22 protein-coding genes and 2 tRNA genes are annotated in these 24,036 nt (G+C 64.2%); 18 read left to right on the top strand and 6 right to left on the bottom strand.

The window, feature by feature from the left end; genetic code table 11:
* Window position 1 precedes the first annotated feature (1 nt).
* From dnaG to AC5RTB_RS03220, 4 genes are all read left to right on the top strand, one after another.
* Entirely contained in the window at window positions 2-2,074 is a 2,073-nt protein-coding gene (gene dnaG / locus AC5RTB_RS03205; RefSeq protein ID WP_494059620.1) for a DNA primase, read from the top strand.
* 55 nt (window positions 2,075-2,129) lie between these two features.
* Window positions 2,130-2,202: transfer RNA gene (locus AC5RTB_RS03210), tRNA-Asn, on the top strand.
* Window positions 2,203-2,272: 70 nt separating this feature from the next.
* Window positions 2,273-3,394, top strand: a complete 1,122-nt coding sequence (locus AC5RTB_RS03215) for an acyltransferase family protein (protein ID WP_494059621.1) — start codon at window positions 2,273-2,275, stop codon at window positions 3,392-3,394.
* Between the two features lie 89 nt (window positions 3,395-3,483).
* Window positions 3,484-4,962: an SDR family oxidoreductase gene (locus AC5RTB_RS03220; RefSeq protein WP_494059622.1), complete on the top strand. Its 1,479-nt coding sequence runs from the start codon at window positions 3,484-3,486 to the stop codon at window positions 4,960-4,962.
* A gap of 35 nt (window positions 4,963-4,997) precedes the next feature.
* Here the strand turns inward: AC5RTB_RS03220 and AC5RTB_RS03225 are convergent, their stop codons facing one another.
* Window positions 4,998-6,221 (bottom strand): multidrug effflux MFS transporter, encoded by a 1,224-nt coding sequence (locus AC5RTB_RS03225; protein ID WP_494059623.1) that lies wholly within the window; start codon window positions 6,219-6,221, stop codon window positions 4,998-5,000.
* A gap of 146 nt (window positions 6,222-6,367) precedes the next feature.
* Here AC5RTB_RS03225 and AC5RTB_RS03230 point away from each other — a divergent pair, with 146 nt between their 5' ends.
* From AC5RTB_RS03230 to AC5RTB_RS03255, 6 genes are all read left to right on the top strand, one after another.
* A complete protein-coding gene (locus tag AC5RTB_RS03230) occupies window positions 6,368-7,423 on the top strand; it encodes a phage holin family protein (protein WP_494059624.1) in 1,056 nt (351 codons plus the stop codon).
* A 79-nt stretch (window positions 7,424-7,502) separates the two neighbouring features.
* Window positions 7,503-8,111, top strand: a complete 609-nt coding sequence (locus AC5RTB_RS03235) for a CDP-alcohol phosphatidyltransferase family protein (protein WP_494059625.1) — start codon at window positions 7,503-7,505, stop codon at window positions 8,109-8,111.
* A 13-nt stretch (window positions 8,112-8,124) separates the two neighbouring features.
* The gene (locus AC5RTB_RS03240) at window positions 8,125-9,015 is read left to right on the top strand and encodes a DMT family transporter (protein WP_494059626.1); all 891 of its coding nucleotides are present in this window, start codon (window positions 8,125-8,127) and stop codon (window positions 9,013-9,015) included.
* A gap of 43 nt (window positions 9,016-9,058) precedes the next feature.
* Complete coding sequence (locus AC5RTB_RS03245; RefSeq protein ID WP_494059627.1) at window positions 9,059-10,255, top strand: glycosyltransferase; 1,197 nt, start codon at window positions 9,059-9,061, stop codon at window positions 10,253-10,255.
* Window positions 10,256-10,319: 64 nt separating this feature from the next.
* A tRNA-Ile gene (locus AC5RTB_RS03250) sits at window positions 10,320-10,393 on the top strand.
* A gap of 168 nt (window positions 10,394-10,561) precedes the next feature.
* A complete protein-coding gene (locus AC5RTB_RS03255) occupies window positions 10,562-11,752 on the top strand; it encodes an acyl-CoA dehydrogenase family protein (RefSeq protein WP_494059628.1) in 1,191 nt (396 codons plus the stop codon).
* 9 nt (window positions 11,753-11,761) lie between these two features.
* On the opposite strand, the gene AC5RTB_RS03260 is transcribed toward AC5RTB_RS03255, so the two are convergent.
* The gene (locus AC5RTB_RS03260) at window positions 11,762-12,277 is read right to left on the bottom strand and encodes a M23 family metallopeptidase (protein ID WP_494059629.1); all 516 of its coding nucleotides are present in this window, start codon (window positions 12,275-12,277) and stop codon (window positions 11,762-11,764) included.
* 422 nt (window positions 12,278-12,699) lie between these two features.
* Between AC5RTB_RS03260 and rpsB the strand changes: the two genes are divergently transcribed.
* From rpsB to AC5RTB_RS03290, 6 genes are all read left to right on the top strand, one after another.
* Window positions 12,700-13,605, top strand: coding sequence for a 30S ribosomal protein S2 (gene rpsB, locus AC5RTB_RS03265; protein ID WP_494059630.1), 906 nt, complete (start codon window positions 12,700-12,702; stop codon window positions 13,603-13,605).
* A gap of 118 nt (window positions 13,606-13,723) precedes the next feature.
* Window positions 13,724-14,560 (top strand): translation elongation factor Ts, encoded by an 837-nt coding sequence (tsf, locus tag AC5RTB_RS03270; protein ID WP_494059631.1) that lies wholly within the window; start codon window positions 13,724-13,726, stop codon window positions 14,558-14,560.
* 253 nt (window positions 14,561-14,813) lie between these two features.
* Window positions 14,814-15,551, top strand: a complete 738-nt coding sequence (pyrH, locus tag AC5RTB_RS03275; protein WP_494059632.1) for a UMP kinase — start codon at window positions 14,814-14,816, stop codon at window positions 15,549-15,551.
* Window positions 15,552-15,658: 107 nt separating this feature from the next.
* A complete protein-coding gene (gene frr / locus AC5RTB_RS03280) occupies window positions 15,659-16,216 on the top strand; it encodes a ribosome recycling factor (RefSeq protein WP_494059633.1) in 558 nt (185 codons plus the stop codon).
* Window positions 16,216-17,214 (top strand): phosphatidate cytidylyltransferase, encoded by a 999-nt coding sequence (locus AC5RTB_RS03285; RefSeq protein ID WP_494059634.1) that lies wholly within the window; start codon window positions 16,216-16,218, stop codon window positions 17,212-17,214. Before frr ends, AC5RTB_RS03285 begins: the two co-directional genes overlap by 1 nt.
* Window positions 17,215-17,270: 56 nt before the next feature.
* On the top strand, window positions 17,271-17,849 hold the full coding sequence (locus tag AC5RTB_RS03290; RefSeq protein WP_494059635.1) for a DivIVA domain-containing protein: 579 nt from the start codon (window positions 17,271-17,273) through the stop codon (window positions 17,847-17,849).
* Between the two features lie 27 nt (window positions 17,850-17,876).
* Here AC5RTB_RS03290 and AC5RTB_RS03295 read toward each other — a convergent pair whose 3' ends face one another.
* The 4 genes from AC5RTB_RS03295 to AC5RTB_RS03310 form a co-directional block, all read right to left on the bottom strand.
* On the bottom strand, window positions 17,877-19,337 hold the full coding sequence (locus AC5RTB_RS03295; RefSeq protein WP_494059763.1) for a sodium/solute symporter: 1,461 nt from the start codon (window positions 19,335-19,337) through the stop codon (window positions 17,877-17,879).
* A gap of 11 nt (window positions 19,338-19,348) precedes the next feature.
* Entirely contained in the window at window positions 19,349-19,636 is a 288-nt protein-coding gene (locus AC5RTB_RS03300; RefSeq protein ID WP_494059636.1) for a DUF485 domain-containing protein, read from the bottom strand.
* A gap of 97 nt (window positions 19,637-19,733) precedes the next feature.
* Entirely contained in the window at window positions 19,734-20,453 is a 720-nt protein-coding gene (locus AC5RTB_RS03305) for a LytR/AlgR family response regulator transcription factor (RefSeq protein WP_494059637.1), read from the bottom strand.
* Window positions 20,454-20,513: 60 nt separating this feature from the next.
* Window positions 20,514-21,707 carry a sensor histidine kinase gene (locus AC5RTB_RS03310; protein WP_494059638.1) on the bottom strand — a complete coding sequence of 398 codons (1,194 nt, stop codon included), beginning with the start codon at window positions 21,705-21,707 and terminating at the stop codon, window positions 20,514-20,516.
* 228 nt (window positions 21,708-21,935) lie between these two features.
* On the opposite strand from AC5RTB_RS03310, the gene AC5RTB_RS03315 reads away from it, so the two are divergent.
* Both AC5RTB_RS03315 and AC5RTB_RS03320 read left to right on the top strand, forming a co-directional pair.
* Window positions 21,936-22,352 (top strand): DUF485 domain-containing protein, encoded by a 417-nt coding sequence (locus AC5RTB_RS03315; protein WP_494059639.1) that lies wholly within the window; start codon window positions 21,936-21,938, stop codon window positions 22,350-22,352.
* Window positions 22,349-23,968 carry a monocarboxylic acid transporter gene (locus AC5RTB_RS03320; RefSeq protein ID WP_494059640.1) on the top strand — a complete coding sequence of 540 codons (1,620 nt, stop codon included), beginning with the start codon at window positions 22,349-22,351 and terminating at the stop codon, window positions 23,966-23,968. Before AC5RTB_RS03315 ends, AC5RTB_RS03320 begins: the two co-directional genes overlap by 4 nt.
* The last annotated feature ends 68 nt before the right edge of the window (window positions 23,969-24,036 follow it).

A 24,036-nucleotide genomic window follows, 5' to 3' on the forward strand; every position in this document is an offset into this window, starting at 1 on the left:
CATGGCCGGACTCATCAAGCGTGAAGATATCGATGAGGTCCGCCAGCGCACGGACATCAAGGAAGTGGTGGACGGCTACGTCACCCTGAAGTCCGCGGGCGTGGGTTCCTGGAAGGGGCTCTGTCCCTTCCATGACGAGCGGTCGCCGTCGTTCCATGTCCGTCCGCACATGGGCTCCTACCACTGCTTCGGGTGCGGTGAGGGCGGCGATGTCATCTCCTTCGTGCAGAAGATGGACCACACCTCCTTCGCCGAGACAGTCGAAAAACTGGCGGCGCGCATCGGTTTCGAGCTCCGTTATGAAGACGGCGGCACCGGGCCCCGGCGTGAGGACGCGGGGAAACGGCAACGCCTGCTCGACGCCCACAAGATTGCCGCGGAGTTCTACCGCGACCAGCTCCTGACTCCCGAGGCCGCCACCGGGCGCGCCTTCCTGCAGGAGCGAGGCTTCGACCGGGCGGCCGCCGAGCATTTCGGCGTCGGCTACGCGCCCCAGGGCTGGGACGGGTTGCTCAATCACCTGACTGGCCGCGGGTTCACACTGGATGAGCTGAAGCTGACCGGCATGTTCAGCGTGTCGTCCAACAACGCAGGCAGGCTCTACGACCGTTTCCGCGGACGGTTGATGTGGCCTATCCGGGACATCACCGGAGATACCGTGGGGTTCGGGGCGCGCAAGCTGTACGAGGATGACCCCGGCCCGAAGTACCTGAACACTCCGGAGACCACCCTCTACAAGAAGTCCCAGGTACTCTATGGGATCGACCTCGCCAAGCGGGAGATCGCCAAATCCCGTCAACTCGTGGTGGTGGAGGGCTACACCGACGTCATGGCATGCCATCTGGCCCGGGTGGGCACCGCCGTGGCAACCTGCGGTACAGCCTTCGGAGCCGAGCACATCAAGATCGCGCGGAGGCTCCTGTCCGACGACGGCACCGGGGGAGAGGTCATTTTCACCTTCGACGGTGACGCCGCCGGGCAGAAGGCAGCGCTGCGGGCCTTCGAGGAAGACCAGAGATTCAACGCACAGACCTACGTCGCCGTCGGCGCAGGCGGAGCTGACCCGTGCGAACTCCGGCAGAGCGCCGGGGATCAGGCGGTACAGGATCTCATCAGCACGCGCCGCCCGCTGTTCGAGTTCGCAATCAAGGCATCCTTCGACCAATTCGATCTCTCCACCGGCGAGGGGCAGATGAAAGCACTCCGGCACGCTGCGCCGATCGTGGCCAATATCCGCGACGTATCCCTGAGATCCGTCTACACCCGGGAGCTTTCCCGCTGGCTCGGGATGCAGTTCGTTGGCGAGGACCAGGTGGCTCGTGCGGTGACGTCCGCAGCGAAGCGGGCAGCGCAGCCGGCACAGGATGGACAAGGCACGCAGGGCAGACAGGGCAGCCAGGGTCCCCAAGGGAACCAGGGGAACCAGGGGAACCAGGGGAACCAGGGTTTCCGGGGGAACAACGGCTCCCAGGGTGACGGCCGGCGTCGTGCAGGAACTCCGGACGCGCAGCCAGGCGGGCCGCACGACGGTACGGCCAATTTTCCCAACAACCAGGGGGGCCAGGAACGCGCTGAGGACGTACCGCAGTTCCGCCGTCCGGACCCCCACGATCCGGTAGCGCGCATGGAGCGCGAGGCGCTCGAGGTGGTCCTGCAATATCCGCAGTTGCTGGATGAGAGCCAATGGGAACGGTTCGCGCATTCCCGGTTCTCCGTTCCCGCATATGCCGCCCTGCACGACGCTGTGCGGGCAGCCGGAACCGGTGGTACGGATGGGCCGGGCTCGGCGTCGAACTGGGTGGAACGGGTGCGCCAGGAAGTCCCGGAGATGCTGCGGGGTTATGTAAGCGAGCTGGCGGTGACCCCGCTGCCGGCCAAGGACGCCGACGCGCTGACCATGTACTGCCGGGACATCCTCAACAGGCTCTCGGAGCTGCGGATCACCCGCCTCAAGGCGGAGAAGCTGAGTGCGCTGCAGCGGCTCGATCCGTCAGCCGATCCGGCTCTGTTCCAGCAGCTGAACCGGGAGTTGATGGAGCTCGAAATGGAACGCCGCGCGCTGCGCTCCGACTAGCGGCCGCTCAATTTCACTTCCCCGGTTTTCCTATGTAAAGTTGTTCCTGCTGCTTTCCCCCGTAGCTCAATTGGCAGAGCATTCGACTGTTAATCGAAGGGTTACTGGTTCAAGTCCAGTCGGGGGAGCAAATAGGCTCCTGACCTGCGGTTTCGTAGGTCAGGAGCCTTTCTCATGTTCATAGGGGGAGGATCTCACGTGTCGCAACGCCTAAGCCATCCGGCAGCGCCGCTCGTCACAGGTCGCGAGCGGCTGCACTGGGTTGATGTCGCCAAAGCTGTAGCGATCGTGCTCGTGGTGCTTTATCACGTCAGTATCACAGGCGTCGATTTCCTGTTCCCCGGAACGGAAAGCTTCGCACTGGCCGCCTGGCGGGAGGCCTGCCGGATGCTGCTTCCCATTCGGATGCCGCTGTTCTTCCTCGTAGCGGGGATGCTGGCCTCCGGCGCAATCCTGCGGCCCTGGAAGGCGTCCTGGCGCTCCCGGTTCGCCGACATCCTCTGGCCCTATCTCTTATGGAGCCTCATCTTCGCCGGAGTCGCCGGATTCGCGTACCAGCCCGACGATCCCCTCGGGTATACACAGTTCAGCCTGGGGACCATACCGCAGGGAGGCACAGCGTACTGGTTCCTGCCGGTCCTGGTCGCTTTCTTCGCGCTCGCCAAAGTGCTTCGCCCGGTCGCGTCGCTCGCCACGCTCGGTGCGCTGGTCCTGCTCAGCGTGCAATCAGCGATCGGCAGTTATATTCCGGGCTTCGTACCTGATGAGCTGGCGGTGAATATTGTCCGTCTAGCCAACTTCGCACTGTGGTATTTCCTTGGATGCTTCGCGGGAACGACGATCAAACGGATAGCCGAGGCCAGCTCCTCCCGGTTGATACTGGGAGCGGCAGCAATCTATGCCGCACTGACCTACCTCATCTACATTCGTGACACTGAACTCCCGTTGAGTATCACGATCACTATCACCGGACTCATCTGTGCAATAACCCTGTCCGTCTGGGCAACCCGCTATCGGCTGGTCCGCAACGCCGCAAGGTATATGGCGGCGAGAACGCTGCCCATCTACCTGATGCACCCCGTCCTGCTGAGCCTCGTCGGAGGAGCGTTCGTGTGGACAGGCGGCGCGCAGGGTGTCTTGAGTCAGTCACTTCCCGTCCTGAACGCCGTTGCCGTCCCTGTGCTGACTGTCATAATCACTGCCGGCTCGCTCGTCGCGTATGACTTCCTCATGCGTACCCCACTGCGCGTACTCTTCCAGTTCCCGGGTGCCGCACGGGTACCCGTCGCTCGATCCGTCGCAGGCGCGGGGACCCGCTGACGCGCCAGGGCAACCGCCTGTCCGTTGCCCCGGAGAACCCTGGTCCCCCTTCCCATCGGTCGTTCAGGCTAGGGCACTACTCTTGCCCCATGCGTGCAGATGAACTTGTCCTTGTTACGGGCGCCACCGGTTACATCGGAGGCCGCCTGGTCTCACGGCTGCTGGAGGAAGGCCGACGGGTCCGCGTTGTTGTGCGGTCGCCGCAGAAGCTGAGGGACGTGCCGTGGGCCGCGCAGGTGGAGGTCATTGAAGGCGACCTTCAGGACGCCGACACCATGAACCGTGCGTGTGAGGGCGTTTCCACGCTGTACTACCTCGTTCACTCCATGGGATCCGGACGCGGGTTCGATGAGCGGGAGGCGCAGATTGTCGCGACCGTCGCCGGGGCAGCTGCGCATGCTTCCGTCCGGCGCATCGTCTACCTGGGCGGTCTGCACCCGCAGGGCGTCGAGCTTTCGACCCACATGCGTTCCCGCGTTGCGGTGGGGGATGCGCTGCTGGCCTCCGGAGTTCCCACCGTTGCCTTCCAGGCCGGGGTCGTGATCGGTTCCGGCTCCGCGTCGTTCGAAATGATCCGTCACCTGGCCGATGTTCTCCCGGTGATGCCGGCCCCGAAGTGGGTGCTGAACCGCATCGAACCCATCGCCGTACGCGACGTGATCCACTACCTGCTCAGCGCCCTCGGCCTTCCCGAAGGGCTCAACCGCACCTTCGACATCGGCTCAGGTGACGTGCTGACGTACGCGGACATGATGAAGCGCTACGCAGAAGCGGCCGGCCTGCCCCGGCGGACCGTTCTCGCGCTACCGGTCCTCACGCCACGCCTGGCGGGGCACTGGGTGAATCTCGTTACCCCCATTCCGCGTGCCATGGCGATGCCATTGATCGAATCCCTCCAGCACGACGCCATCACCGCCGAAGCGGACATCCATGACTACCTGCCGCGACCGGACGGCGGCCTCACGGACTACCGCAGGGCCGTCGACCTTGCCCTCAACAAGATGAGTGCCGGTGAAGTGGAGACGAGCTGGGCGGGAGCTTCACTGCGCGACGCAGTCGCCGACCCACTTCCGTCCGACCCTCAGTGGGCCGGCCATACCGTTTTCAAGGACGAGCGCACCCTCCACTCGGACGCACCTGCCCCAGCGGTCTGGAAAGTGATCGAGGGCATTGGCGGGGAAAACGGGTGGTACTCCTGGCCCGTCGCCTGGGCAGCGCGGGGCTGGCTGGACAAGGTGGCGGGCGGCGTCGGTCTGCGCCGCGGACGAAGGCACTCCTCGGAGCTGATGGCGGGCGAGGCCCTGGACTTCTGGCGGGTCGAGGAGTTGGTGCGCGGCGAAAAGCTGCGACTGCGGGCTGAGATGAAGCTTCCCGGGCGGGCATGGCTTGAGCTGTCAGTAGTGCCCGACGGCAGCGCCAGCGAGTACCGCCAGCGCGCCGTCTTCTTCCCCCGCGGCCTAGCCGGCAGGCTCTACTGGCTCAGTGTGTTGCCGTTCCACGGCGTGGTCTTCGCTGCAATGGCCCGCAACATCACGCGCACGGCAGAGCGCGCCGGCCAGGAGCGGTGACCGCCGCTGGGTAGCTGCGTGCCGGGGATCCCCAGCTAGCGCAGGGCGGGTACGGTGCGTGGCCGGACGATTGTCCAGAGGAACACGATTCCAAGGGCGATGCACGCCGCCATGACCGCGGCCATGGGTGTCGCTGAAGCAATGCCGAGGACACCGACGATGGGTGAGATCACCCCGGCGAGCCCGAAGGTCGTCGCTCCTAGGAGCGACGCCGCCGTGCCGGCCTGGGCGCCGTGGTTGGCCAATGCGAGCACCTGTACGCACGGGAAGGTGAAGCCCGCCGCCGCGATGTAGAACCAGAGCGGAACTGCTGTACCCCAGAAACCCAGCTCCAGGTAGTCGAAGAGAATCATCAGCATGGCCATCGCGAGCATCGCTACTGTGGAGCAGGCAATGATCCACTGTGGACCCACTCTGCGGACAATGCGTGCACTGGTCTGTACGGCCGCGACGATGCCGAGCGAGTTCACAGCGAAAAGCAGTCCGTACTGTTGCGGATCAAGTCCATACACGTCCTGGAACAGGAACGGGGACGCCGAGAGGTAAGAGAACAGGCCGGAGAAGTTCATGCCGCCGACCAGCAGGATCCCGATGAAGATCCGGTCGGTCAGAACCGCGCGGTACCGCTGAAGCGCGGTGGATGTCGACGCCTTCCGCCGGTCCGCAGGCAGCGTCTCGATAATGAACAACGAGACGGCGAGGATCACCAGGAACCCGTACGCAGCGAGGAACCAGAAGATCCCGGGCCACGGCATCACCACCAGCAACTGGGATCCGATGACCGGCGCGAAGATGGGCGCCATGCCGTTCACCAGCGCCATATAGGAGAGCATGCGGACCAGCGGGTAACCGCTGAAGAGGTCACGGATCATTGCCATGGCGACCACGCCGCCACCGGCGGCTCCGACGCCCTGCAACACCCGGAAGATCATGAGCATGCCGATGTCGGTCGACAGTGCCGCGCCCAGGGAGGCGACGACGTGCAGGGCGGTGGCAGCGATCAGCGGAAGCCGCCTGCCCACCTTGTCGCTCAGCGGTCCCACGAGCAACTGGCCCGCCGCGAACCCCACGATCGTCCCGGTCAGGGTGAGCTGCACAGCCGCTTCAGAGACGCCGAGGTCATCCTGCAGCGCAGGGAACGCGGGCAGGTACAGGTCGATGGTGAACGGGCCGAGGGCAGTCAGGGTGCCAAGAATGACAACGTAGATCAGCTTCCCTCGCCGGGTGAGGGCGTCACCGGGGTGCGTGATGGTGCTCAACAGATACCTAACTGGCGCGTGTGCGGATGCGGGGAAATTGCACTGCGACTCTGCAGGCGGGGAATTTTGGAGAGCCGCTGAACACAGCATGGTGGTTGCCACGGCGAATCAATTCTATCAGCCGTCCGGAGACGACGCTCGGAGAAATGTTCCCGAACCGGGTGCGTTCCATCGCCCACGGCGTGGCCACCATGGTGAACTGGATCTTCAACGTCATCGTCACGCTTGGGTTCCCGTGGGTCAGCCGGAAGACCGGGACGAACTGGTTGCCGCTGAAAGCGGTGTTCGACGCACGCGGGCGAGAAATATGCGTCGGTGGTAATTTTGGGACTGTTGCGCAGGATGAACGGATGGGAGCAGGGCATATGGAGAGCTCGACCAGCACGCGGGTAAATCGGTCCAGTGGTACACCGTCGGCAATCGGCCTCATCAGATTGCTGTTGCGGCTGACCCCGCGTCAGCTCGGCGATGAAGTCTCACTTGCCCGCGAGCAGCTCAAGCAAAAGGGCATTACCGCAGGCGTTGCAGCGGCTTTCTTCGCTGTAGCGCTTGTTTTTGTTGCTTTCCTGGCTGTTGCCCTCATTGTTGCGGCGATCATGGGCCTCGCAACGGTCATGCCCGCCTGGCTCGCGGCGTTGTGTTTCGCTGCGCTGTTCCTCATCATTGCGGCGATCGCGGGTCTGATGGGCTTCACCCGGTTCAAGAAGGCGCTGCCGCTCCTGCCCGAGGATGCCATCCGCGGGGTCCGGTATGACATCGGGGTGCTCAAGGAAGGGCGCAAGTTCAACCCGGCGACGCTCGACGTCAAGAAGCCTGCCGAGGAAAAGAAGGCCAAGCACAAGGAAACCGGGGAGCCCAAGCCGCCGACGCCGTCGTACACCGAGCTCCGCAGCCGCTCCGGGCGCCGCCGCGACCACATCGCCGAAACGCGCGACCATCTGGGCCGCGAACTGGACTTCAAGTCGCAGTTCAACCGCACAACCTCACGGGCGCGTACCGCTGCCGCGCATGCGAAGTCGTCAGCGGTCCACGCCCGCGATGCCCGGCGCACTGAAAGCATTTCCCCGCGGGCAGCCCACGTCCCGGCGCGCCACAATCCGCGCTACAACCAGACCCTCGCCGACCGGTGGAAGCCGCTCAGCGTCGTCGCCGCTTCCGCCGCTGCAATCGCGGTGATGGTGCGCCGGCTCGTCGAAAAATAAGAGTCGCACCCCTGTTTGGGGCGCGCCGTCCGCTGCCGGGTAAATGCGTCCCTGCCTGCATAATGGGAGCGGAGGGACAGTGATCAGACTTATTGGCGCCGGGGGAAAGCCTGGGCGGGCTCCTGACGAGTTGAACACCTTCTGGACTGTGCCCAACATCATCACCGTGGTCCGGTTCCTGGGAGTCCCACTCTTTGTCCTGTTCATCGTGCAGAGTCAGTATGCAGCCGCTGTGATCACCCTGGTGCTGCTCGGATCTACGGACTGGATTGACGGTTATGTGGCCCGCCGGTTGGGGCAGGTCTCCGCGATCGGCAAATGGCTGGATCCGTTGGCGGACCGGACAGCCCTGATTGTCGTTGCCGTGACCTTCGTGGTGGACGGGGTTGCGCCCATCTGGCTGGTGTTGGCCATCGTGATTCCAGACGTCATCCTCATCATCAATGCGCTGATTCTCTTCCGCGGACGGTTGTCCCTGCCGGTGTCAACCATCGGCAAGATCCGGACCGCGCTGCTGCTCGTCGGAGCTCCGCTTCTGCTCCTGCAGCGCGTCGAGGGATTCGACCAGCAGTGGCTGGCGATCACCTCCAGCACGCTGCTGATTCTTGGCTGCATCGGTCACCTCATCGCGTTCTTCGGGTACTTCATCGCGGCCCACCGCCTGTACCGGCAGGAGCGCACCGGATGATGAGAGCAGGCACATGGCCTGGGTAGCGGTCTTCCTGGCGCTGCTCGGCGCATGCTTCCTCGCGTACGGCGCCCAGCGCCAGGGCAGCGCCGTACGCTCAAACACCGGTGGCCTGTCACTGAACTCCACCGGGTTCATGCGCTTGCTGCGCAATCCCCGGTGGATCCTCGGGCTGATCCTGCTCGGCGCCGGAATCGTGTGCAACGTCATCGCGCTCAGTCTGGCCAGCCTCACCGTCGTGCAGCCCATCGGGGCTATCGCGCTGGTCATCACCACGATCGTGAACTCCAGGGACCAGGGCGTGCGGATCAACCGGGCCACCGTCGTCGCAATCTCCCTGTGCGTCACAGGAAGCGCATTGTTCGTAGTGCTTGCCCTCAACGTGACGCGCAAGAACCACGTCGTCCTGCCTGACCAGGAACTGACAGCGGTCCTGCTGCTGAGCATCGCTGTCGCCGTGTTCGGCACCCTCGCGGCTTTCTTCAAGCGGCGGCTCAGCGCGTTCGCCTACATTCTCGGGGCCGGCGTGCTCTTCGGTTTCGTGGCCGTGCTGACCAAGATCATCGCCACGCACCTGCTCGATCCGAACGGACGGTTCTTCCTGAACGTTCCCCTCTACAGCGTGATCGCCATCATCGCGGCGGCGGGGCTTGGCTCATGGTTTGTGCAGAGCGCCTACGCAACAGGACCGCCCGACCTCGTGATCGCAGGCCTGACCGTGGTCGATCCGATCGTGGGAATCGCCGTCGGCATAGCCGTGCTGGGAGAACTCCAGCCACACGTTGAATCAGTGATCGCAATTGCCATGGGTGCGGCCGCCATCGTTGCTATTGTTGGAGTAATAGCCCTGTCGCGCCACCATCCGGATGTGGTCAAGCGCCAGAAAGAAGCACGACGGCGGTAACGCCGGTGACTTCGCCCACCGTTGCCAACCCGAGGACTACTTCGTGACTGATACGGCAGCAGATGCGCCGCTGACCATCCTCATCGCCGCAGATACCTACCCGCCGCACGTGAACGGGGCGGCCCAGTTCGGGTACCGGCTGGCCAAGGGCATGACCGCACGCGGTCACAACGTCCATGTCCTGGCCGCCAATGCCAAGGACGGCAAGAGCTTCACGGAGCCGGGAGGCGACTGGACGGTGCACCGTCTCCGCTCGCACTCGGTTCCCACGCACGAGTACTGGCGAATCTGCCTGCCCTGGGAGATCAAGCGTGAGATCAGCATGCTCTTCGACCGGGTGCAGCCCGACGTCGTGCACATCCAGTGCCACTACATGGTCGGTGAGTATGCCCTCTATGAGGCGGTGAAGCGCGGTATCCGTGTGGTCGCCACCAACCACTTCATGCCGGAGAACCTGAACCCGTTCCTGCCGTTCCCGCAGTGGTTCAAGAACATTGTTGCCAGGAACTCCTGGCGCGACATGGGCAGGGTGATGGGGAAGGCCGACGTCGTCACCACCCCCACTCCGCTTGCCGCCAAGGCAATGCACGAGCACGCTTTCCTCCGCAAGGTCCTGCCGCTGTCGAACGGTATTGATGCGGCAGCGTATGAGGCCAGGCCGGGGGAGCGGATTGAGCGTCCGGATTATCCGATCGTTTTGTTCGTGGGCCGCCTCGCTGAAGAAAAGCATGTGGACGTGCTCATCGACGCCGTGGCGAAGACACCCAAGGAGCTGAACCTGCATCTGGAGATCGTCGGCGGGGGCGAAGTGAAGCCCGCGCTGCAGGCCCAGGCGAAGCGGCTGGGGTTGGAGCACCGCGTGAAGTTCCACGGGCTCATCGACGATGAGCAGCTGCGCCAGGCCTATCTGCGGGCAACTGTCTTCTGCCAGCCCGGCACCGCTGAATTGCAATCACTCGTCACGCTCGAGGCAATGTCCGCTTCCACGCCGGTGTTGCTGGCAAATGCAATGGCTCTGCCGCACCTTGTGGAAGAGGGTGCCAACGGGTACCTGTTCACGCCGCACGACAGCGTAGAACTGGCTCGGCGGCTCACGGAAATCGTGTCCATGCCCGAGGCTGAGCGCGAGCGGATGGGCAAGATGAGCCGCTCCATGGTCGAGAAGCACAGCATAGACACCACCCTCGCAACGTTCGAGAATCTTTACCTCGGCCGGTCCTACGAGGCTGAAACGGTCTAGCCCGCCTGATTCACCGCCGCAGTCGTGACTAGAATGGATTGCGCCGATGAGTTATCGGTGCTGCGGGGCTGTAGCTCAGCCGGTTAGAGCAGCGGACTCATAATCCGTTTGTCGTGGGTTCAAGCCCCACCAGCCCTACAGATAAGCGAAGAACCCCGGTCCTCCAGGGCCGGGGTTCTTCCGTGTCACCGGATGACTGGCAGCAGAAGTTACTCACGGGTAACATAGGAACAGATGTGTGCGCCACGAGGGCGCGGACTGCGCCGGCGCAGGTGCGCGTCGGCTGACTGATGGTGAGGAACGTTCATGGGTGGACCCGCTCTCGACGCTGACAATCTGCCGTATGCTGACGGCGACTTCTACTTCTTCGAGCAGCTGCTCGCCCCCGAGGAGCGGAACCGGCTCCGTGAGGTCCGGGAGTGGCTCGCACAGGAGGTGCGCCCGCACGCATCGCGATGGTGGAACGCCGGAGTATTCCCGACAGAGTTGATCCCGCGGATCGCGGAGCTGGATATCGTCTCTCCCGTGAAGCGGCTCGGGTACTCGAATCTCTTCGCCGGCCTGCTCCACGCCGAGTTCACCCGGGCGGATACCTCCATCGCGACCTTCATGGGAGTCCATGACGGGCTGTTCACCGGTTCCATCGAGACGCTCGCCTCGCCCGAGCAGCAGGCGGAGTGGCTCCCGGACATCTACGCGATGAAGAAGATCGGCGCTTTCGGTCTCACCGAACCACTGGGTGGTTCGGACGTTGCCGGCGGCACGCGGACAACGGCGGAGCGCAACGGAGACGGGTGGGTCCTCAACGGCGCGAAACGCTGGATCGGCAACGCGACCTTCTCTGACTGGGTAGTCATCTACGCCCGCGACGTCGCCGACAACCAGGTCAAAGGCTTCATGGTCGATACCTCGCTGCCGGGTTACAAGGCTGCGAAGATCGAAAACAAGACCGCGCTGCGAACGGTGGAGAACGCCGACATTCTGCTGGAGGGACTCCAGATCAGCGACGACTACCGGCTCACCGGCGCCAACAGCTTCAAGGACACGAATAAGGTACTGCGCATCACGAGGCTTTCTGTGGCGTGGCAGGCCGTAGGGCAGCAGTTGGCAGCATTTGATGTCGCCCGCCGGTATGCCGTGGAGCGCCAGCAGTTCGGCCGCCCGCTCGCGTCTTTCCAGCTCATCCAGCAGCAGCTGGTCGAGATGCTGGGTAATACCGTCAGCTCCCTCGGCATGATGGTGCGTCTCGCCCAGCTGGCCGACGACGGCGGTGCACGCGACGAGCAGTCAGCTCTCGCCAAGGCTTTCACCACCGCCCGCATGCGGGAAACCGTCGCCCTGGGCCGCAGCATCCTCGGAGGCAATGGCATTGTCACCGACTATGAGATGGCCAAGATTTTCGCTGATGCAGAAGCCGTCTATTCCTACGAGGGGACGTACGAAATCAACTCGCTGGTTACGGGGCGCGCGATCACGGGTATTGCCGCCTTCGTCTAGGTCTGCGGTTCACTCCGGGTCCGTCAGGGGAAGCAGTACAGAAGGGCGCCGGTCGGAGACGAAGGGGAGCGGATTGACGTACTCCCCGTTTTCACGCACACCCCAGTGCACACACAGGCTGGGACAGTGAGGTTCGGTGCTGATGCGCCCGACCTCCTGCCCGGCCTGCACGGTGTCACCCTCCGCAACCGAGGCGGTCACCGGTTCGAAGCTGGACAGGAAGCCGTCGCCATGGTCGATCGTCAGCACCGGCCGGTCCACCACAGTACCGATGAACACCACTACGCCCTCGGTCGGACTGAGAATCACGCCGTCCGCGGCGCCGAGATCAACGCCGCGATGCCCGGCCATCCACCGTTCCGGCGGCCGGTCGAAATGCCTCAACACCGGCGGGGTGCCGCCCAGGGGCCATTCCCACTGCCCTTCGGCCGTTGAGGAGGCGGTCGCCGGCGGAGTCAGAGAGATGAGGAGACCCACGCCGACTACGATGGCCGGTCGCTGGAACGCGTTCTGTAGAGCAGTCACTCCCTTACTGTGCTCTGCGTCGGTGGTGAGCGACCGTCGTCGTCCGCGTATGTGGACACACCCAGCGTTTTCGGTCGCCTGTGGAGCAGGGGAGGGGCCCGTGGCACCAGTCGGGAGCGGGTACCGGCTGTAGTACACTTGGTGAAGCAGTTCTCCGTATGCTGTCGTGCCATAAAGTTCCTTATTGGTGCGCCGAGCGTCGGGAAACTGACTACGCGCGTCTTGATTCTCGGGCAGCCCATCGTTGAACTTTCAGCAGCGGGCGCGTGTCCGGGAACACTGCTCCAGCGGTCCGGAGGAATCCGGTCGGAGGAGTGAGCCACTCGGCTGACGGACGCCAGGACCCCGCGTCGTCCGCGGGATATCAACCGTCAAACCGGCAGAACACAGCAATGCCTGTGCTGCCCTACGAAAGGAACGACATGCCAGTCGTTACCATGCGCCAGCTGCTTGACAGCGGCGTCCACTTCGGCCACCAGACCCGTCGCTGGAACCCGAAGATGAAGCGCTTCATTTTCACGGAGCGCAACGGAATCTACATCATTGACCTGCAGCAGTCGCTGTCCTACATCGACCGCGCCTATGAGTTCATCAAGGCAACGGTCGCGCACGGCGGAACCGTTCTGTTTGTCGGTACCAAGAAGCAGGCCCAGGAAGCGATTGCCGAGCAGGCAACCCGTGTTGGCCAGCCCTACGTTAACCAGCGCTGGCTGGGAGGCATGCTCACCAACTTCCAGACTGTTTCCAAGCGCATCCAGCGCATGAAGGAACTCGAGGAAATCAACTTCGAAGATGTCGCCGGTTCCGGCCACACCAAGAAGGAACTCCTCCTGCTCCAGCGTGAGCTGACCAAGCTTCAGAACAACCTGGGCGGTATCCGCAACCTCACCAAGGCTCCGTCCATCGTGTGGGTTGTCGACACCAAGAAGGAGCACCTCGCGATCGACGAGGCCAAGAAGCTTAACATCCCGGTTGTCGCAATCCTCGACACCAACTGCGATCCCGATGAGGTCGACTTCCCGATCCCGGGCAACGACGACGCCATCCGCGCCGTCAACCTGCTGACCCGCGTTGTTGCCGACGCCGTTGCCGAGGGCCTCATCGCCCGCAACAACCGCGCCTCCGGTAACGATGCCGCAGCAGCCGAAGAGCCGCTCGCTGAGTGGGAGCGTGAGCTGCTTGAGGGTAGCGCCGCTCCTGCCGAGGATGCTCCGGCAGCCGAAGCACCGGCTGCGGAAGCACCGGCCGCCGAGGAAGCACCCGCTGCCGAAGCACCGGCTGCTGAAGAAGCTCCTGCTGAGGAAGCTGCAACCGGCGAGAGCAAGTAGTTTCAGCGACAGGGTGCGGGACGTCAAAGCCCGCACCCTTTCGTTTGTGCCGGAGCCTGGATCCGGAGAACTTTCACGCAAACTATCTTTGACGAGAAACCACATCTGAGGAGTTCAAATGGCAAACTACACTGCCGCTGACATTAAGGCTCTCCGCGAGCGGACCGGCGCCGGAATGATGGACGTGAAGAAGGCTCTCGACGAGGCCAACGGCGATGCCGACAAGGCCATGGAGCTCATTCGCATCAAGGGTCTGAAGGGTGCTACTAAGCGCGAAGGCCGTTCAACTGCCGAGGGCCTCGTAGCCGCCAAGGTCGAGGGCAACGTCGGTGTCATGGTCGAGGTCAACTGCGAAACCGACTTCGTCGCCAAGGCCGGCCCGTTCATCGAATTCGCCAACAAGGTGCTTGCTGCCGCCATCGAGTCCGGTGCGTCCGACGTCGAGTCGCTGCTCGCCCACACCGTTGACGGCAAGGCCGTCTCGGAGCACGTCATCGAAGCCGGTGCACTGCTCGGCGAGAAGGTGGACATCCGCCGCGTGGCACGCGTCGAGGGTGCGATCGTTGACGCCTACCTGCACAAGACGTCCAAGGACCTCCCTGCGCAGGTCGGCGTGCTCTTCGCCGTTGAAGGCAGTGGAGATGCGGCAGCCGAGGCTGCACACGACGTCGCCGTTCACATCGCGGCCTACTCACCGACCTACCTCACCCGTGAGGACGTCCCGGCAGAGCTGGTCGAGACCGAGCGCCGCATCGCTGACGAGACGGCGCGTGCAGAGGGTAAGCCCGAGGCCGCCCTTTCCAAGATCGTCGAGGGTCGCCTGACCGGCTTCTTCAAGGAGGGCGTACTGGTTGACCAGGCGTTCGCCAAGGATGCCAAGAAGTCTGTGGCGCAGGTACTGAAGGAAGCAGGAGTGGAGCCCAAGGAGTTCGCTCGCTTCCGGGTGGGTGCCTAAACAGTTGTTTGACCCTCACGGGTCCGTGTTTCTTTGAGATGATGAAGGGGTGGTCGCCACGGTGGCCGCCCCTCCGTCATGTCCGGTGACACATCCTGCACCGAACCTGTAAGACTGATCCCAATCCAATCATTCGAGATCTGCCCGCCGAAGCCGCGAAGACGCCCAGGCAGGGCAAGTTCCACCCGATCTGCATTGAGCATTCAGTGCAGAAAGCAATTCAAACGCACGCACGACAGCCCCGGGAGGCATCATGGAGAAATACGATAAGGCTGGCCAGAGCGGATCCCCTAGGCGGCGTGTGCTGTTGAAGCTTTCCGGAGAAGTCTTCGGCGGCGGGAAGCTCGGCGTCGACCCCGAGATGGTGCGGGGGATCGCGAAGCAGATTGCCGCGACTATCGGCGAGGTCGAAGTCGCCATTGTCGTCGGCGGCGGAAACTTCTTCCGCGGCGCCGAACTGTCCCAGAGCGGTATGGACCGTTCACGTGCGGACTACATGGGCATGCTCGGCACCGTGATGAACTGCCTGGCGCTGCAGGACTTCCTTGAACAGGCCGGTGTCGAGACCCGGGTGCAGAGCGCCATTACCATGGGGCAGGTCGCGGAAGCCTACATCCCGCGGCGCGCGATCCGGCACCTTGAGAAGGGCAGGGTCGTGATCTTCGGTGCAGGCGCCGGCCTGCCGTACTTCTCCACAGATACGGTCGCCGCCCAGCGCGCGCTGGAAGTCCGCGCCGACGTCGTACTGATGGCCAAGAGCGGTGTGGACGGCGTCTACACCGCCGACCCGCGCAAGGATCCCAGCGCCCAGAAGCTGGACGCGCTCTCCTACGACGACGCGCTGCGGCAGGACATCCGGGTGATGGACCAGACGGCCATGACCATGTGCAAGGACAACAACCTCTCCATGGTGGTCTTTGGCATGGAGGGTGAGGGCAACGTCACCAGCGCCATCATGGGCGAGCGGATCGGCACTGTCGTCACCGCCTGAGCGCCGCGCACCGGTGGGACGGTCCCAGCGTATCCCCGGCTGTGAACTAGGATTATCAACTGAATCGGACGCTCAGAAGCAGCGGATTTCGAACCAAAGGAGAAATCGTGATCGAAGAGACTATGTCAGAGGCCACCGAGCGAATGGACAAGGCCGTCGAGGCTGCGAAGGAAGACTTCGCGACTGTCCGCACCGGCCGTGCCAACCCGTCCCTGTTCTCGAAGGTTGTCGTCAACTACTACGGTTCACCCACGCCGCTGCAGCAGCTGGCCTCCTTCCAGAACCCGGAAGCGCGCACGCTGCTCATCACGCCGTTTGACCGGTCCGCGCTCAGCGAAATCGAAAAGGCACTGCGGGACTCCGATCTTGGAGCGAACCCGTCCAATGACGGAAACGTGATCCGCGTGGTCCTCCCCGAGCTGACGGAGGAACGGCGCAAGGAGTACGTCAAACTGGTCCGCGGCAAGGCCGAGGACGCCAAGATCCAGATCCGGAACATCCGCCGCAAGGCGAAGGACGGGATCGACAAGGCGGTCAAGGACGGCGACGCCGGCGAAGACGAGGGCGCCCGCGCCGAGAAGGACCTGGACGCACGGACAAAGTCCCACACTGACACCATCGACGACATGCTCAAGCGCAAGGAAACAGAGCTGCTCGAGGTCTGATGAGCGACCCCCAGCCTTCTACCGAGGCTGGCCGCACGCCTGCCGCTGACGCTGCGCACAAGGCCGCGGCCGGACCGCCGGACGCTGGCGTCCTGCCTGGCAGGCGTGCACTGCGCGAGGCAGCGAAAACCCGCGGAGTCAGCCTGTTCAAGCGCCGTCCGCCGCGCGCCAAGTCCGGGGAAAACTCACGCGCGGGACGGAATCTCCCGGCGGCCATCGTCGTCGGAGTTGCGCTGCTCGTATCGCTGCTTGCAGGGATGCTGTTCCTGCCGCTGGGGTTCGTCGCGCTCACCACGATGATCGGCGTCGTCGGCGTCTGGGAAGTCGGCAGGGCGCTCGAGGTGCGGCAAATCAACGTGCCCACCGTGCCCGCTGTGGTGGGCGGCGTTGCGTTGCCGTTCGCCGCCTACCTGGGTGGTCCTGAAGCGCTGGCATTCGCGACGGTGGTGTCCGTAACCGCACTGGCACTGTGGCGCAGTCTCGATCCTGCGCCCGACGCGGCGCGAAGCATTATGGCGGGAACCTTCGTCCTCCTATGGGTGCCGTTCCTCCTCAGCTTCGCGATGCTGCTGCTTCAGGAGCCCTCGGGCGCGATCAAGGTCGCCACTCTGCTGTTGCTGGTTGTATCGAACGACACCTTCGGTTATCTGATAGGCGCATTCTTCGGCAAGCACGCCATGGCACCTCGAATCAGCCCGAAGAAGTCCTGGGAGGGCTTCGGCGGGTCGATCGGGGGAGCGATGGTGGTGGGCGTCCTCGCGGTGGTGTTCCTGCTGGACCGGCCATGGTGGGTGGGTATCTGCCTGGCGGTCGCCGTTGTCGCTGCAGCCACCGCCGGAGACCTCGCTGAGTCAATGATCAAGCGTGAACTCGGTGTCAAGGACATGAGCAGCCTCCTGCCCGGGCACGGCGGTGTGATGGACCGGCTCGATTCGATCGTTTTCGCCTCACCAGTTGCTTTCCTGCTGTCGGTTACATTGTTACCCGGAGCCCTGTAGAACCGCACAGCCCTGCGTCGTAACCGCGTCGGAACAAAGAGAGAGAACGCACAACCATGGATGGAGCACGCAACGGCAGTTCGCCGTTTGCCCGTGTCGGCCGGCGCGAGTATGGCTACAACGCCAGGCAGGTCGACAAGTTCCTGACCCGCGCGCGCACTTTCTACAACTCCGACGGCGCTGACGGCGACCCCGTCACCAGTTCCGACGTACGCACCATGGCCTTCGATCCTGCGCGTGGCGGGTATGAACCGCGGGCCGTCGACGCAGCCCTCGACCGGCTGGAGGACGTCTTCGCCCAGCGGGAGCGGGACGCTCTCATCGAGTCGAAGGGTGAACAGGCGTGGCTCATGCGGATCGGGCGCATCTCGGCTGTCCTTCGTGGGCGCCTGCACCGGCCCCCGGGCGAACGTTTCCGGCGTCCGTCCCGGAAGAATGCCACCAGCTACAACATCGAAGACGTGGACGCCCTCTGCGATCAACTGCTGGGGTATTTCGAGAACGACCTGCCGCTCAGCGTCGATGTGGTCCGCCGGGCGGTCTTCCGGGAAGCCATCGGCCAGGACGGATACGAGGAAACTCAGGTGGATGCCTTCCTCGACCGCGTGGTCGAGCTCATGGCGGCCATCGACTAGCCAAACTATTGCCCAGCGCGACGGCGCTCAGGCAGGCTCAGGTGTGTGCAGCCGCGCGAGCACCCGCGACGTGTTTCTCGGCCTGCGCCTGGCGGTCATGCGTGACACCACGATGGTGATGGCGAACGCTGCGGGAACCGTCCAGAGGGCGGGCAGCCGAAGCCACTGCGGCGCCTGATCGACACCCAGAACGGCCGCCAGCAGAATCGACCCGCCGCACAGGACCGCCCCGGAGAGCATGCCCGCGATCGCTCCGGCGTCCGTGAGTCCGCGCCACCAGATACCAAGCACCAGCAGCGGACAGATGGTGGACGCCGTGAATGCGAACACCATGCTCACGCTGCCGGCCAGGGCGAGGGTGTCCGTGAGCAGGGCAAAACCCAGCGGGATGAGTGCCGAGATAACCGCCGCCCACCGGAACCCCGACACGCTCGCACGGAAGAAGTCCTGGCTCACTACGCCCGCCAGTGAGACGACCAGTCCGCTGGACGTCGAAAGGAATGCAGCGAACGCTCCGGCGGTGACGAAGGCCGAGAGCACGTCTCCGGCGAGGCCGTCGAAAATGCGGCTCGGCAGCAGCAGCACGGTGGCATCGGCAGCGCCCTGCACCGCCAGATCGGGCGTGTGAATCCTGCCGAGCAGGCCGTACAGGGTGGGGAACAGGTAGAACACGGAGAGCAGCCCCAGCACAATAAGGGTGGTCCTGCGCGCCGAGGCTCCGTCGGGGTTGGTGTAGAAGCGCACGAGCACGTGCGGCAGTCCGAGGGTGCCGAAAAGCAGCGCGATGACCAGGGAGAAGTTCTGGTACAGCGAGGCGTCCGGCGTGGCGTCGAGTTCGGAACTGAACACGGCGCCGTCGTTCGTCAGTGACTCTCCCGTACCTGACAGCTGGATCAGAATGAAGACCACCGGAACTGCCAGTGCAGTCAGCTTCAGCCAGTATTGGAAGGCCTGGACGAAGGTGATGGAGCGCATCCCGCCGGTGATTACGCTCAGGCACACAACGACGACGACGGCCACCGAGCCCACCCAGGACGGCAGACCGGTGGTGATGCGCACCGTGAGCGCTGCACCGTGAAGCTGCGGAACGATGTAGAGCCAGCCGACCGCGATGACCAGGAGGCTTGTCACCCGTCGGACGTTGCGCGAGTCGAGGCGGGCCTCGGCGAAATCGGGGATGGTGTATGCGCCGGAGCGCCGCAGGGGAGCGGCCACGAACAGGAGCAGCATGAGGTATCCGGCGGTGTAGCCGATGGGGAACCAGAGGGCGTCCACGCCGGAGAGCAGGATCAGCCCGGCCACGCCGAGGAAGCTGGCGGCGGAGAGGTATTCACCGCCGATCGCGGACGCGTTCCACCAGGGCCGCACGGTACGCGAGGCCACGTAGAAGTCTCCGGTGGTGCGCGAGATCCGGAGGCCATAAATACCGATCAGGACGGTGGACACCGCGACGAGAACCAGCGACACGTACCCGACGACCGGATTCAGCTCCGGGAACGTCACTGGTCGTCCACCAGGTCACGGAAGCGCTGCTCGGTGCGTCCGGCGCTTCGCACATACAGGACGGCGCAGCTGATCACGAGCGGGTAGATGCCCAGGCCGAGGACGAGCCAGGGGACGGGGACAGTTGCGATTGTCCACGTGTTGATCGCCGGGAAGACGCTGAACAGGACCGGGATGCCGGCGAGGATCACCAGGAAGCCGGACGCCACCACCACAGCCAGCCTCAGTTGGGACCGGATGAGCGATCGCACGAAGAGTTCCCCGACGTCGGACTGCTCAGCCATCTCCCGTGAGACGGGATAGGAAGAGGCCGGCCCCGTTGCGGAGTGGGGTGCGGTGACACGGACCCGTGCCGGGCCTGGTTCAGGCGCGGACACGGTGTTACTGCCTGGGCCGCAGTCGCGTGGCTTCGAGCTTGCCGCGGATCTCGGACAGGTGGCGCCGGCTCACCGGCAGTTCCGCGTCACCCACCAGCACGCTTGCCCTACCCGTTCCGAGCTTCACCTGCGTCACCTGGTCCATTGCCACCAGGTAGGAGCGGTGCGTCCGCAGGAACCCGGCGTCAGCCCACTGCCGCTCAAGGTCATTCAGGGGAATCCGGATGAGGTAGCTCGCCTCTGCGGTGTGCAGCCGTGCGTAATCACCCTGGGCCTGGACGTACCGGACCTCGTCGCGCCGGATCATCTTGCTGATGCCGCCCTGATCCACCGTGATGACCTCCGGCGTCGTGGCGCCGTCCTCCATCAGTTCGCAGATGCGGCGCACTGATTCGGTGAGCCGCTCGGTGCGGACCGGCTTGAGCAGGTAATCGACGGCGCGAAGTTCGAACGCCTCCAGCGCCCGGTCTTCATCCGCGGTGACGAAGACGACGGCGGGAGGCCGGCTGAACCGCGAGATGACCCTTGCGATGTCGAGGCCGGACAGGGACGGCATATGGATGTCGAGGAACAGCGCATCGATCGGGTGGCTCTGCAGGATCCTCAGGGCCTCGGCGCCGCCCGAGGCCTGGTGAATGGTGTCGACACGGGCGTCCTTGGACAGCAGGAAGCCCAGTTCTGCGAGTGCGGGAAGTTCGTCGTCGACGATGACCACGTTGACCATGCTCCCAGATTACGCGGAAGTTCAGTCCGCCACGTTCTAGTGCACGTAGTCGGAGTCTGGTCACGTCTGGTGATCGGGCTGGGATTTGGGAATCCGCAGCGTGATCAGTGTGCCGGCGCCCGGCGCGGTGTCGATGATGAGCCCGTGCGCGTCGCCGTACACCTGCCGCAATCTCGAATCGACGTTACGCAATCCGACGTGCACGCCGTCCACGTGCCCGGCCAGTACGGCGCGCAAGCGGTCGGGGTCCATGCCCACACCGTCGTCCTCGACCGTCACTTCAGCGTACGCACCGGCGTCGTGGGCTGTGATGGTGATGTTGCCGGTTCCGTCCTTCGAATCCAGGCCGTGTCGGACTGCGTTCTCCACCAGCGGCTGCAGGCTGAGGAAGGGGATCACCGTGCTGAGTACCTCCGGACCGATCTGCAGGCTGACCTTGAGCCGGTCCCCGAAGCGCGCGCGCTCGAGCAGCAGGTAGCGGTCGATGGACCTGAGTTCCTCGGCCACAGTGGTGAAGTCACCGTGGCGGCGGAAGGAGTAGCGGGTGAAGTCGGCGAACTCCACCACGAGCTCTCGCGCCCGCTCGGGATCGGTGTTGATGAAGGAAGCGATCGCATTCAGGGAGTTGTAGATGAAGTGCGGGCTGATCTGTGCGCGCAGTGCCCGAACCTCTGCTTCCATGAGCTGGGTGCGGGAGGAGTCCAGTTCGGCCAGCTCCACCTGGGTGGCCACCCATGCGCCGACCTCGTTGGTTGCCCGGACAAGCCCTGCGTTGACCGAGAGCGCGAACGCCCCGACCGTTCCGACCACCCGGCCGTTCACCCGGATCGGTGCAATCACAGCTTCGACCGGGCCGTCACTGTCTCCTGTCACATCCGCCAGTTTCGACTGCTTGAAGATCTGGGTGCGCCCGCTGGCCAGTACCTCCCGGGCAACGAGCATCACCTCCGGCGGTTCCGGGGCTGTCCCGTCCCACGCCAGGACGCCGTTGGTATCGGTCACCAGCAGCGACTGGCAGCGCAGCAACCCGCGCAGGTGCCTCGCGGCTTTCGAAGCACCGCTCGGCGTCAGGCCTGTCCGCAGGTGTTCAGATGCCAGGGCCACCGTGTGCAGCGTGGCGTAGGTGGCGCGGTCGGCGTCGGAACCGAGATCACGGTAGGAGCGCGAGAATTTGAATCCCAGGACCGCCACCACCGCAAGGGTGATGATGACGACGGCGGCCACAAGCGCGACGTCGACGGCGGGGCTGACCATGGGTCAAGAGTAGCTGTCACGCCATGCCGTCCCCGCATGGGGCAGCGACCGCTCAGCGCAGCAGTCCGCCGTTTATCGCACATCGAAGCCCGTTGGGCGACGTACCCGCACAGGAGCTTGGCATAGGCAGGCGTTGTGACCGACAGTGATGGGAGTCACACTCCCTTGCCTCATGCCGTCCCGTGCGGTCCGGAACAGGTACGGGAGGCCCCAAATGAGGAGGTATCAATGGGCCACGAACCATCCGCCGGCGCTCGGCCGGCAACACCGGTGGACTTCACCGAAGTCCAGGAAAGGCCCCGGTTCAAGGAATTGAGGAAGCGCCACCGCAGCTTCGTCTTCCCGATGGCAGCAGTGTTCCTGCTCTGGTATTTCCTGTACGTACTGCTTGCCGACTACGCCCACGAATTCATGTCGACGCCGGTTTTCGGACACGTCAACATCGGCCTGATCTTCGGGCTGCTTCAAGTGGCGAGCACCTTCGCCATCACCATGTGGTACGTCAGCTACGCCAACAAGCACCTTGACCCCATCGCTGAAGAGCTGCGCAATGAGCTCGAAGAGCAGGCGCCGGAGGTCTTCAACGAAGACATCGAGGCTGAGGCTCCGGAGGTCTTCAAGGACTCGAAGGAAGGAACCAAATGAGGCAGTACCTGCCGCTGCAGACCGCCGAGTCGACCCAGGTCGGTGAGCCGTGGCTCAATATGCTGGTCTTCGGCCTCTTCGTTGCCGTCACGATGATCGTTGTGCTGCGGGCCAGTCGCAACAACAGCACCGCAGCTGACTACTACGCAGCCGGCCGGTCCTTCACTGGACCGCAGAACGGAACGGCGATCGCGGGAGACTACCTGTCGGCGGCCTCGTTCCTCGGCATCGTCGGTGCCATCGCCATCAACGGCTACGACGGCTTCCTCTACTCGATAGGTTTCCTGGTTGCCTGGCTGGTGGCGCTCCTGCTCGTGGCTGAGCTGCTGCGCAACACCGGCAAGTTCACCATGGCGGACGTCCTTTCCTTCCGGTTGCAGCAGCGCCCGGTCCGCATTGCCGCGGCCATCACCACCCTCGCGGTCTGCTTCTTCTACCTTCTGGCACAGATGGCGGGCGCGGGCGGCCTGGTCTCGCTACTTCTGGGCATCGACGGAAAGCTGGGCCAGTCCCTGGTGATCGTCGTCGTCGGTGCGCTCATGATTCTCTACGTACTGATCGGCGGCATGAAGGGCACCACCTGGGTGCAGATCATCAAGGCCTGCCTGCTGATCACTGGAGCGTTCGTCATGACGGTCTGGGTGCTGGCCATCCACGGCTTTAACCTGTCCACGCTTCTCGGGGCTGCGATCGAGACCTCCGGCAATCCGGCTATCACCGGTCCCGGCCTGCAGTACGGCGCCTCGGGCGCCACCCGTCTCGACTTCATCTCGCTGGCGCTGGCGCTCGTGCTCGGAACGGCGGCGCTGCCTCACGTGCTCATGCGCTTCTACACGGTGCCGACCGCCAAAGAGGCGCGTCGCTCAGTGGTCTGGGCCATCTGGCTCATCGGGGCGTTCTACCTGTTCACCCTGGTTCTTGGCTACGGCGCCGGTGCACTGATCGGTGCTGACCGCATCAACGCTGCGCCGGGCGGAGTGAATTCGGCTGCGCCGCTGCTCGCCTTTGAACTGGGCGGTCCGCTGCTGCTGGGAATTATCGCGGCTGTCGCCTTCGCTACCATCCTCGCGGTGGTTGCCGGGCTGACCATCACGGCTGCCGCGTCCTTCGCCCACGACATCTACGCGAACGTGGTGCGGCGGGGCCAGGTCGACCCGGACGGTGAGGTGAAGGTGGCACGACGCACCGTCGTCGTCATCGGTGTCCTGTCCATCCTCGGCGGCATCGGCGCCCAGGGGCAGAACGTTGCGTTCCTAGTCGCGCTCGCCTTCGCTGTCGCGGCCAGCGCGAATCTGCCGACCATCCTTTACTCGCTGTTCTGGGAAAAGTTCAACACCCAGGGCGCGCTGTGGAGCATGTACGGCGGTCTGGGAGCGGCGATCACCCTGATCGCGTTCTCGCCCGTGGTCTCCGGCGCAGAGAAGTCCATGATCCAGACGGTGGACTTCTCCTGGTTCCCGCTGAGCAACCCCGGAATCGTCTCGATTCCGTTGGCGTTCTTCCTCGGCTGGCTAGGCACGGTGCTGTCCAAGCGCACCGAGGATCCGCAGAAGCAGGCGGAGATGGAGGTCCGCTCGCTAACCGGTGTGGGCGCCGAAAAGGCAACCAGCCACTAGCACGGAGCATGTCAGAGGGGCCGGAATCGCGACGATTCCGGCCCCTTCTGTCGACTCCGGCAGCTCTG

The organism is Arthrobacter sp. M71 S08 (assembly GCF_059089725.1).